Origin of the sequence: Vibrio rumoiensis 1S-45, from assembly GCF_000286955.2 — a bacterium.
GTDB lineage: Bacteria > Pseudomonadota > Gammaproteobacteria > Enterobacterales > Vibrionaceae > Vibrio > Vibrio rumoiensis_A.
In genome coordinates this window covers 76,792-88,276 of record NZ_AJYK02000095.1, presented here as the reverse complement: position 1 = coordinate 88,276, position 11,485 = coordinate 76,792, and the positions used below count along the sequence as shown (strand labels likewise).

Sequence of the window (11,485 nt, the reverse complement as noted above, 5' to 3'; positions counted from 1 at the left end):
GATCGAGTTATATATTATCGTTAATAATCAAACTAAATGACAAAAGTGTGACATTGGTTTTTATTATTTAAATAGTTGTTATATATGAACTTTTAATTATTTGTGATCACGTTCAAATAATAGTTAACTTAGATTAAGAGCAAATCTTTTGCTGCGTATCTCACAATTTTATGACATTTAAATATGTTTTACAGTTTAATTGTATGATTATTAAGTTGTGCCGTAATGGTAATCTAACAATGGAATTTAATGTTTTATTCATGGTTTTTTAAAGGGAAGTAATTATGAATCAATGGCCGCGTAGCTTTACAATGACAGCGTTAATGTCAGCAATATTGGCGGGTTGTGGTGGCTCATCGAGTTCATCTGACGAGTTGTCTGGTGGTAGTGCAATATCTAGTGAAACGTCAGTGCCTCAATTTACCTGTTCAAGTTATGATGAATTATCGCTTTTATCTGCCGTGGACGATGGCAGTTTTTATGAATCTTATTCTCCAGACAAAGCCATTGATGGAAAAGGAACAAGTGACTCTCATTGGTCTTCTGAAGGAGCAGGTAAAGAGTTGATTATCGATTTAGGGACAACGTCATACATTAATATGGTTTCGATTCTTTGGTACCAAGATTCTGATATGCAGCGTGAATATGCTTTTGAAATAATGGTTTCGGAAGATGGTAAAACCTGGCAATCGGCACCAGTAACCAAGCCTTCAAGTGTCAATCAAGACGAATATGTCGATTATGATATTGATACGGCTAAAGCTCGTTATGTCAAAGTGATTGGCCAAGAAAACAACGTGGATAACTTTATTAGTATCACTGAAATAAAAGTGAAGGGATGCGGTGAAAGTTTTTCTTTAGATCCGATGTTACCACCGTCAAGTAATTTTGATTTAAGCCGCTGGTATTTAGGTGTGCCGATTGATCTCGATAATAATGGTAAATCAGACAGCATTTCTGAAGAAACATTAAATAACGGCTATCAATTAGAAAATACTTTTTATACTAATGAAGACGATGGCGGTATGGTATTTAGAGTGAACGTTGACGCACCAAAGACTTCAACGAATACCAGCTATGCTCGAACTGAGTTACGTGAAATGCTGCGTCAAGGAGATACCAGTATAAAAACTCAAGGGGTAAATAAAAATAACTGGGTTTTTTCATCGGCACCTGAGAGTGATAGAAACAACGCGGGTGGTATTGATGGCGTATTAGAAGCAACACTGGCGGTGAATCATGTGACAACCACGGGTGATGATTATCAAAAAGGTCGCGTGATTATTGGTCAAATTCATGCCAATGATGATGAACCAGTACGCCTGTATTACCGTAAATTACCGAATAATTCTAAAGGTTCAATTTACTTTGCTCATGAGTCAAGAAATAGCACTAATGATGCATGGCATGAACTTATTGGCAGTAAAAGTGATTCTGCGAGTAATCCATCCGATGGAATTGCACTAAATGAGAAGTTTAGCTATCAAATTAAAGTGAAAGGTAATGCATTAACCGTGACAATTTCTCGTGTAGGGAAGAATGATGTAAGTAAGACCATAGATATGAGTAATAGTGGTTACGATAATGGTGGCCAATATATGTATTTTAAAGCTGGTGTTTATAATCAAAATAATAGCGGTAATGCGAATGATTATGTTCAAGCCACTTTTTATTCATTAGAGCAAAGCCATAATTAACATCATTTAAATTTAATAACAATTATACAATTAAGGATACTCATTGGAGTGTCCTTTTTTTGTTAGGGGTGTTCCGTCCGAAATAAGATCAATGCCAGTAATGCTTTAATTTCTGTTACAAGTATTATTCTGTTACAAGTATTGTAATGGAATCGATAAAATAGAGTATTCAAATAAAAAATAGAAATAAAAAATAGAAATAAAAAAGCCAAACGTTGAGTTTGGCTTTTTGTTTCAAAGAGGGATGTACAAAGGTGGTTTAGAAGCTGTAAGTCAAACCTACACGGCTACGCAGTTGACGTTCATCAGATTTACTGCTTACACTCACATTACCCAATTCGAAGTATGGGCGCCAGTTACTGTCATTTTTGTAACCGACCTTCAGGTTGTAGTCGTAGTTCCAGTCTTTTCCATCATATAAAAGCCAGTTGTCGCCTTCACGAGCTTTTTCATAGTTGGTTTCAAAATCAAACTGAACGGTACTATTCCAAGTATAGGTAAGGTTGGCCGTCACTTTACTTTTTTGCCATGTTTCACCATTCTCTTTTTCATCAGTGAAATCACGGAACTCATGACGGTAACGTAATTTAGCCGTAATGCCTGAATCGAATTCATAACCTACACGTAGTTGCGGTTTGTAAGTAACTCGTTGATCACCCATGGTAATTGGCATGCCAGGTTGTAGATAAAAGTTGTCATTTACAAAGTATTTGAAGCTGTATTCAAATTCAGAATCACCACGCTCTAAATCTTGGTAACCGTATGAACCATCTTTACCATTAAATTTCATTTCAACACTGTAATAGTGTGTACCAAGTTCTACTTTGGTACTGCCGCCAATCTTGATACGGTCACCATTTGATTCTGTATCATGTTTATACTCATGGCGATAATCAAGTGAAGCTGCATTTACACTAACAGCAGAAGTTGCAAGCAAAAGAGTAGTTGCAGCTAATGTAATTTTATTTAATTTAAACATACAGACGTCCTATCTAGTTATTGTGTTTACATTATTTTTCGTGATTTATAACGCTCGATATTTCAATGTTTAGGCTTATTTTTTAGCCGTATTGAATAACATTGAGCGTTACAGATTTAATCCGTTATTTATCTAATGAAGTGCGTGTTAATCGATTACTTACCGTCATGGATATCTCGATTACGCTTTAAGTCTTATTAGAATTAAATAATACAAATAGATTAAATAAAATAATGACGAGAAAATGTGAAAAAGATCGACTTATTAAAAGTCACGATTAGTTACAAATGTAATAATAGTGCGATACTTATAGTTAAGTTATTGTTTTTTAATGTTTATTTGTTGTTATTGCAATGCTGTCATAAATTCGTAAAGTGTGATCTGTGTGTAAGGTTTTTCTTAGAGGCAAGCTTAATCCTACTGATTTTTAAGGTAAATAGTGAGATCTACCTTTTGTTTTAACCTGAACTAGATTGTGAATGAATGGTTATTTTCGCGCTATTTAGAATGAAATAGTTGGGTATGCACCATACATTGCTGTCATCTATACTCAATTTTTTAGTTTTCATATTGCTGGTAGGATGAGTTTGAAGCAGATGAGTTGGCCATTAAAGCAATGAGATTAGTTATCCATCTTATTTCAATTGATTTTATCGTTATAAGATAAGGCCTAGCACTGATTTATAGGGAGAATGTTTGAGTGAATAGTGTAAGATCATCAAGATATAATAGATGGTATTTTAAACACTTTCACTGCAGTATCTAAGTCAATAATTAGGTGAAAGAGCTAGTGATAATGGGTTGTAAGCGATAGAAATCAATAAAATAATTGACCTAGATCACTTGTCCTACAAATAAGTGTCTTTGAATGTCGATTCATGTCACGCAATGGCAATATTGTACTACAAATGAATTTATAACTAGCTATATTAACGTTGAAACTAAAACTTAATATAAAGGGTAACACGATGGAATTTGATCTTAATACTGCCATTGTCGGAATCTATTTCCTCTTCTTAATCGCGATTGGATGGATGTTCCGCACATTTACAAGTAACACCAGTGACTACTTCCGCGGGGGCGGCAACATGTTATGGTGGATGGTTGGTGCAACTGCTTTTATGACTCAATTTAGTGCTTGGACTTTCACCGGTGCTGCAGGTAAGGCATATAACGATGGTTTTGCGGTAGCAATCATCTTTATTGCAAACGCCTTTGGTTACTTGATGAACTACTTATATTTCGCACCGAAATTCCGTCAGTTACGTGTTATCACAGTAATTGAAGCGATTCGTATGCGTTTTGGGCGTGGTAATGAGCAAGTATTTACATGGTCAAGCATGCCTAATAGTGTTATCTCTGCTGGTATCTGGCTAAATGGTCTTGCCATTATTGCTTCTGGTATCTTCGGTTTCGACATGAACACGACTATTATCCTAACTGGTCTAGTTGTATTGGTTATGTCGGTAACAGGTGGTTCTTGGGCGGTTATCGCATCCGATTTCATGCAAATGGTCATCATCATGGCGGTTACTGTAACAGCGGCTGTTGTAGCTATGATTAAAGGTGGTGGCGTTACTAACATCGTTGAAAACTTCCCGACGGATTCATTCCTTACAGGTGGTGATTTAAATTACGTTAGTATCTTTGGTCTTTGGGCGTTCTTCATCTTTATTAAGCAATTTAGTATTACTAATAACATGCTTAACTCTTATCGTTACCTTGCAGCAAAAGATTCAAATAACGCACGTAAAGCAGCATTACTTGCTTGTATCTTAATGACATTAGGCCCAATTATTTGGTTCATGCCTAGTTGGTTCATTGCAGGTCAAGGTGTTGACTTAGCCGCTCATTATCCAGAAGCAGGCAGCAAAGCAGGTGATTTCGCTTACCTTTACTTTGTACAAGAATACATGCCTGTTGGTATGGTCGGTCTGTTAATTGCAGCAATGTTTGCAGCAACCATGTCTTCTATGGACTCAGGTCTTAACCGTAACTCTGGTATTTTTGTTAAGAACTTCTATCAAGCTGTTTTACGTCCAAATGCGACTGAAAATGAATTGGTATTTGTATCTAAAGTGACTTCAACCTTCTTTGGTATTGCGATCATTATGGTTGCGTTGTTTATCAACTCACTGAAAGGGTTAAGCTTATTTGACACAATGATGTACGTTGGTGCCTTAATTGGCTTCCCAATGACAATTCCAGCATTCCTTGGCTTCTTTATTCGTAAAACGCCGGACTGGGCTGGTTGGGGTACGCTAGTTGTTGGTGGTTTCGTTTCTTACTATGTTGGTTTTGTTATCACAGCGGATCACATCTCAGCATGGTTTGGTCTAGAAGAGCTAACGAAACGTGAATGGTCTGACTTGAAAGTTGCGATTGGTCTGATTGCTCATATCGTAATTACTGGTGGCTTCTTCATGCTATCAACATTGTTCTACAAGCAACTTGCACCACACCGTGAGAAAGATGTTGATTTGTTCTTCAATAACTTAGCAACACCTCTTGTATCGGAAGGCGCAGAGCAGAAGAACCTAGATAACAAACAACGCCGTATGCTTGGTACACTAATTAGTGTGGCTGGTGTGATGGTAATGGCAATGTTTGTGATTCCAAACCCATTCTGGGGACGTATGATCTTCGTTCTGTGTGGTGTGATTGTTCTTGCTGTAGGTCTGTTGCTTGTGAAAGCGGTAGATACTAAAGTTGAAGATGCACAGATAGAAGCTGAATCTAAGTAAGTGGAATATTAGCGGATGAGTTATATCCGCTTTTATTTCTAAACAAAGCCAGCGTGGTGATAACGCTGGCTTTTTGTCCTTTTGATTTTCTAACAATGCTACCAAGGAATAATCTGTTAGATAATGGTAATAGCTAGAACTAATGGTTAAGTGGATAAATACAAATCTTAAATGCCGTGAATTATAAAAGGTAAGAAGTCGATGCTAAAAAGTTTGAGTAATAAGTGGTTTTCTCATCCTTTAACTCGTTTAGAAAGTGTGAGGAAAAGTATTACTGTTGAACCGCACTGGCCCGATAGTTTGCGCCAACTGCTTGCCTATCCTTTACCTAAGTTAACGACTCCGATTGATACTCTTCACTATTTAGCATTAGATTTTGAGACTACGGGTTTTAATCCCATAGACAATACTATTTTAAGTATTGGTACGGTGCCTTTGTACGGATATAAGATTGAAATTGAATCGTCTCGACATGTTTACTTAAATAATCAACATCACATTAATCCAGAAAGTGCGGTGATTAACCATATTGTTCCTGAAATGCTGTTGGAAGGGGATGAGTTGGATCAGGCGATGGAAGCCTTATTTGAAATGATGCGAGGTAAGGTGATTTTAGTCCATGGCGCGATAGTCGAGAAAAGCTTTATTGATCATTATGTGAAAAATAAGTATGGCATTAAAGAACTGCCTGTTGTGTGGATTGATACTCTAAAAATTGAAAAGTGCTTAACCTATATTAAACATGGTGAGCTATGTCGTTACCAATTGACCGATGTAAGAGAAAAGCATGGTTTACCGTGTTATCCGGCTCATAATGCACTGATTGATTCTATATCATGCGCTGAATTATTTCTTGCTCAAATGGTGAATATATTTGGTGATCAACGACATAAGGTCAACATTGATGATATTTTCAATAAGAAAACGCTTCCTAGAATGGATTTCGGTTAATTGTTAAAAATTTGATCTTGAATGTCATTAATCTAGAAAAACTCACTCATCATCACATTAAATATTACAATAAGACATTAATATTAACTTCGATTATTAAAACTAAATGAGGTTAAGGATGATGAGAAAAGTATATTTAAGTTTAGTGATTAGTGGTGTATTAGTTGGGTGTGCTTCAACATCAGAACCAGAAGCGACAGCAAGTACCGCAACAACATCAGCTCCTGCTGCGACGAGCACAAGCTCGGCTTTAGGTTTAATTCAAGATAATCAACTTACTGAATTTAGAAGTAATAATGGTAAGAGTGATGCATGGCAAAAACTTGCAGATAAGAGTAATGGTAAAGGTGATGTAGGCAGTTCAAAAGATACGGCATTTGGAGATGAAGGCTCAGCTCGGATTCGCTTTGTCAGTGAAAATGATGATTTCACAGCAACTCCAGGGTTAAGCCAAGAAGTATCAAATATTGAACCGAATACCGATTACATACTTTCTTTGTATTATTACGATAAGAAAGGACCAACTTCTCCTAGTGAACTTGAATTTGGTGTTAAGTCTAAAGATGGTAAAACCATTAAGTCAACAATGGCTCATGCAAAAGACGTTGCAATGAATCCTCAAGGTGCGGTTAAGAAAGGCTTTAAACAGGTGTCAGTCGCGTTTAATTCTGGCAGCAATACTACCCTTGATATTTATGCATTAATGCACATTACCGATACCAGTGGCATAAATTTAGATGGTGATATTGGTAAGCAAACTGAAGTACGTATTGATGAGTTCAAACTAACAAAAAGTTAAGTGGAATTTGGAATAGATAGAGCACGGCAATAATGTTTGCCGTGCTCTTTTTGTTTTATTTACCTACATTTTCTTCAATTGGTTTAGATGTAGATTCTGGCGCAGGTGCTTTTTTGCCTCTAAGTTTTTGTAGAACCGCTTCTTTAGGTCCATCAGCAACGATATGACCGCGTTCCATAACGATTAATCGGTCAACAAGATCAAGCATACTGGTTTTATGAGTAATTAAAATCAGTGTTTCACTTTGTGATAAACGCTTTAATTGCTGCTTAATTAAGGCTTCAGAGCGATTATCCATTTGGCTGGTCGGTTCATCCATTAACAATAGAGGAGGCTGGCTTAACCAAGCTCTGGCTATTGCAATAGCTTGTCGTTGACCTCCGGAAAGCGCAGCTCCACCTTCACCTACTTGTTTATCTAACCCTGATTCATCATGTTGAGTAAAATTGGTCACTCCAGCACGTTCCGCAGCAATTAATACATCATGATCGTTGGTTTGCGTTCGGCCAAGAGTAATGTTATCGCGGATCGAGCCAAAAAAGAGTGAGCAGTCTTGAGGGACACAACCAAAATTGTTTCTTACATCGGTATGGTGAAGTTGATTAATGTCCATGTCATCGATTTTTACCGAGCCTTCTGTAGCTTTATATAAACCCATGATGAGACGTTGAATTGTTGATTTACCTGAACCGATACGCCCAATAATGGCCACTCTTTCACCGGGTTGTATGGTAAAGCTAATATTTCTTAACGCATAAGATTTACTTTCAGGGTAGTGAAAACTGACGTCATCAAATTGAATCTTTCCTTGTAGAACAGGGCGGTGAATATAACGTTTACCTTCTTCCTGTTCCATTGGCATCGCCATGACTTGTTCTATGATTGTCATAGCGGATTTTGCCTGGTTATAACGAGTCGATAGCATAGACAGTTGTACCAAAGGTCCAACCGCACGACCACTAAGCATGGTGGCTGCAATTAATCCACCCATGGTTAATTGACCGTCTGCAATAAGGTAGACCCCCCCAATAATCATTGCTACAGAAACAAATTGCTGAAGAAAGCCTGCGGTATTTTGGACTGAATCAGTTAAACGACGGGTTTTGATGCTCCAATTAGACATGTGAGCCACGGCTTCTTCCCAGCGATATTGAAATTGACTTTGAGCGTTAAAAGTCTTTAATGTTTCTAGTCCGCTTAGGCTTTCAATTAAGTTGGCGTGTTTTTGAGAAGATAAACGAGATCCTTCTTCAATCGAGCGTTTTAAAGGTCGTTGCACTAAGAAGCTGTAAATTACCAATATCAAAACTGCGCCTAACGGTACGAGAGCCAACGGACCTGCAATTAAGAAAATGACAAACAAGAAAAGTAAGGCAAAAGGAAGATCGATCAATGCACCAACTGTGGCGGAGGTTAAGAACTCCCGAATAGATTCAAATTCTTGCATGTTTTTAGCAAAAGCGCCGACAGAAGCTGGCTTGGCTTCTAAACGAATGCCTAAAACACGATTAAATATTTTTGACGAGATGAGTAAGTCTGATTTTTTCCCTGCAATATCAATGAAATACGATCTCATTAGTTTAAGAACTAAATCAAAAATAAAAATCAGAAAAATACCGCTAGATAAAACCCATAAGGAATCAAACGCAAGGTTCGGGACAATTTTGTCATAGACTAAGCGGGTAAAAAGTGGTGTTGCGATCGCAAATATATTGATCAATATAGAAGCAAGTAAAACATCGCGATAAATATTTTTGGATTCCCAGAGCGTCCCCCAAAACCAATGGCCATTGCGAGTTTTAAGCACTTCCGGTGACCGATCATCATACCGAAAGCGTTTTTTAATGAGGAATAATTGACCAGAATATTGACGATTTAATTCTTCAAGTGGAATGGATTGTGTTACACCTTCTGATTGAGCAAGAACAATTTCGGCTTCTTGAGTTTCGTTATCAAAATCAAGGATAACGCAAGTATCCCCACCTTTAAGAAAGGCCACAACCGGAAATAATAATGGTGATATATTATCAATTGGTAGTTGACATAATTTGGCGGTTAATCCGGCTTTTTCTGCCGCTCGTGGGAATAGGTGCGTGGTGAGTAAGCCATCGGATAATGGTAAATCATTTACTAATGAGTTAGCGGAATGGGGCTGCCCATAGTAATGGCTAATATAGATAAGGGATTCTAATAATGGATCTTTCATTCTTTGGACTCATTGGTTACAGCATCAGCAAGAAAACCTTGAAAGTTTTGCAGTTCAAATTGATATAAAGTTTCCATTTGAGCACTGTTTTCTATGCGAGTAGCGATAATTAAAATATTGAGGTTAGTTACATACCTTAGTATTGAACTTAGTAGATCGGCTTTTTGCTGTTCATCAATATGAACCGTATAAACATGATCTAATTTGACATAAGACGGCTTGAATTTATTTAGATAATGGATCTGATTAAAATTATGGCCAAAGTGATCAATACCAAACCGAAAACCGTGCTTTTGAATTACACCAACAAGGCGTTGAATATTACTTTCGTAGCGTATAAAAGCGATTTCAGGTAATTCAAATATAAGCTGTTCAGCGAAGTGTGGGTGGCTATTCAGTTTGTTATCTAACCAACGTGAAAAGTTAGCACTATTAATGCTATTCACTGTGATGTTAACAGCAACTGGTAATGTTGAATCGGAATGAGTAAGTTTTCTAAATAGTAACTCAAGAATATGCATATCAAACATTAAACCTTCGCTGTGATATTGAATGGCATTAATGAATTGACCAGCATTAAATTGGTCTCCGTGGTATTCGATATGAGCAAATACTTCTTGATGGATAGGTTGGCGCTGCTGATTTATTGGGCTTTGAGTCGTGAGTTTCACTTCCATATTGGCAACGGCTTTCTTTACCAGTAGCCTCCACTCTCCAGCAGAGCGGAATTGAATATCGGCATGCTTTCCATTAGTATAGAAAGTGATGTTATCACCAGTATGAATAAGATTATCTTGTACTGCGATTCTTGCCTTTTTAAGCGATTGCTGTAGGTCATCATCTTCACTTACCGTGACGACTCCAACTCTGGCTTGTAGAGTAGCGAGATTGAATGGTTCTGCTTGTATTTCTTCTGCTTTGTTTAGCATAGTAAGCGCAATATTTTCCATGTCTTCATGAGATTGAGTGGGCAGAATCAGTACAAATTCAAAAAGGCTGATATTAGCAATAATACTATTGTCATTGGTGAGTGTTTTCAGTTGGATTGCCATTTGTTGAGCTAATCTTTGAGCTTCAATGAATTCATCATTCTCTAGATGATCTTGAATGAGATCGGAATGTAATAAAAGCAATGAGGTGGAATATTTTGAGCTTGCTAAAGATTGCCCAGTTGATGCCATCAGATAGTCCAAATTTGCTAGGCCGGTAATTGGATCTTGGTAAATTCGTTGGCGTAATTTTTCAGTCTCTTCGGCTTGTTGTCGGGTATTCGCTTCAATTTGAGCACTCATGTGGTTGAAACTATGTGTGAGAGCTTTCAATTCACTAATGTTTGGAATAGGCAGAGAATGGCCAAAGTTTTGCTGTGCAATTTTATCAGCTTGTAGTTGAAGTCTTTTAATCGGTGTGAGGATATGTCTTATCATAATCACTAATAAAATAAGGCTTACCAGTAAAAAGCAGAAAAAATTAATGAGTAAATGGTAAGTGGCACGCCAAAGCTTTAAATAGGTATTATTGAGATTATTGGCGACGGTAATCATGAGTGGGTTGTTATCGTAATGGGGTATTGCTTGCGTGACCACTACAGGCTCAATATTCACCATGTTTTTAAACCAAGATGGTACTCGATTTACAGGATCATTTTGGTGAACCACAATCGGCTCATCTTGATCTTGGTATTGAAGCTTTATATAACCATGGAAGCCTTGGCTGTATAAAGTATCTGTAATTTCTACCATTTTTTCAATATCATTAGTTGCCACATAGGGTTCAATAGCGATTTGAACAGCGCTGCTTAAATTGTGCATGCTAATGGTTTGTTGTGATTCTAAAAAGTCATTTGCTGATTTGTATTGAGTGATGAAAATTGAAGACATCAAGATAAAAAAGAGTAAGAAAAAGCCAATTAATAACTGTTTAAATAAGGTCATACAGCACTCGCTTATACGTTATTCTAACGAGAAGGTTTTTAACTGTTGATTGTAATGAGTATAAAGGTGAGGCTTACAACCGCCTAGTTTTGTTTTTGAACTGCATATTCAAATGTAAGGCAGAGCCCTGAGCGTGTAGATTGAACGCAGTGTTACTTCTTTGTACATTGAAAGA

At 37.2% G+C, this 11,485-nt stretch carries 7 protein-coding genes; 4 read left to right on the top strand and 3 right to left on the bottom strand.

What is annotated here, in order from left to right:
• Positions 1-284 precede the first annotated feature (284 nt).
• A complete protein-coding gene (locus A1QC_RS13365; RefSeq protein ID WP_017026280.1) occupies positions 285-1,697 on the top strand; it encodes a polysaccharide lyase family 7 protein in 1,413 nt (470 codons plus the stop codon).
• A gap of 259 nt (positions 1,698-1,956) precedes the next feature.
• On the opposite strand, the gene A1QC_RS13360 is transcribed toward A1QC_RS13365, so the two are convergent.
• Positions 1,957-2,676: an oligogalacturonate-specific porin KdgM family protein gene (locus A1QC_RS13360; RefSeq protein WP_017026279.1), complete on the bottom strand. Its 720-nt coding sequence runs from the start codon at positions 2,674-2,676 to the stop codon at positions 1,957-1,959.
• 968 nt (positions 2,677-3,644) lie between these two features.
• Here A1QC_RS13360 and A1QC_RS13355 point away from each other — a divergent pair.
• From A1QC_RS13355 to A1QC_RS13345, 3 genes are all read left to right on the top strand, one after another.
• Positions 3,645-5,420 (top strand): sodium:solute symporter family transporter, encoded by a 1,776-nt coding sequence (locus tag A1QC_RS13355; protein ID WP_017026278.1) that lies wholly within the window; start codon positions 3,645-3,647, stop codon positions 5,418-5,420.
• 201 nt (positions 5,421-5,621) lie between these two features.
• The gene (locus tag A1QC_RS13350) at positions 5,622-6,371 is read left to right on the top strand and encodes an exonuclease domain-containing protein (protein ID WP_017026277.1); all 750 of its coding nucleotides are present in this window, start codon (positions 5,622-5,624) and stop codon (positions 6,369-6,371) included.
• 118 nt (positions 6,372-6,489) lie between these two features.
• Positions 6,490-7,170, top strand: coding sequence for a hypothetical protein (locus A1QC_RS13345; RefSeq protein WP_017026276.1), 681 nt, complete (start codon positions 6,490-6,492; stop codon positions 7,168-7,170).
• A gap of 55 nt (positions 7,171-7,225) precedes the next feature.
• On the opposite strand, the gene A1QC_RS13340 is transcribed toward A1QC_RS13345, so the two are convergent.
• Both A1QC_RS13340 and A1QC_RS13335 read right to left on the bottom strand, forming a co-directional pair.
• On the bottom strand, positions 7,226-9,376 hold the full coding sequence (locus A1QC_RS13340) for a type I secretion system permease/ATPase (protein ID WP_017026275.1): 2,151 nt from the start codon (positions 9,374-9,376) through the stop codon (positions 7,226-7,228).
• The gene (locus A1QC_RS13335; protein WP_017026274.1) at positions 9,373-11,310 is read right to left on the bottom strand and encodes a bifunctional diguanylate cyclase/phosphodiesterase; all 1,938 of its coding nucleotides are present in this window, start codon (positions 11,308-11,310) and stop codon (positions 9,373-9,375) included. Before A1QC_RS13335 ends, A1QC_RS13340 begins: the two co-directional genes overlap by 4 nt.
• Between the last annotated feature and the right edge of the window lie 175 nt (positions 11,311-11,485).

Bases quoted from the DNA above. Each gene is read 5' to 3' on its own strand.
- A1QC_RS13365 (WP_017026280.1), top strand. From the start codon at position 285: ATGAATCAATGGCCGCGTAGCTTTACAATGACAGCGTTAATGTCAGCA.
- A1QC_RS13360 (WP_017026279.1), bottom strand. From the start codon at position 2,676: ATGTTTAAATTAAATAAAATTACATTAGCTGCAACTACTCTTTTGCTT.
- A1QC_RS13355 (WP_017026278.1), top strand. From the start codon at position 3,645: ATGGAATTTGATCTTAATACTGCCATTGTCGGAATCTATTTCCTCTTC.
- A1QC_RS13350 (WP_017026277.1), top strand. From the start codon at position 5,622: ATGCTAAAAAGTTTGAGTAATAAGTGGTTTTCTCATCCTTTAACTCGT.
- A1QC_RS13345 (WP_017026276.1), top strand. From the start codon at position 6,490: ATGATGAGAAAAGTATATTTAAGTTTAGTGATTAGTGGTGTATTAGTT.
- A1QC_RS13340 (WP_017026275.1), bottom strand. From the start codon at position 9,376: ATGAAAGATCCATTATTAGAATCCCTTATCTATATTAGCCATTACTAT.
- A1QC_RS13335 (WP_017026274.1), bottom strand. From the start codon at position 11,310: ATGACCTTATTTAAACAGTTATTAATTGGCTTTTTCTTACTCTTTTTT.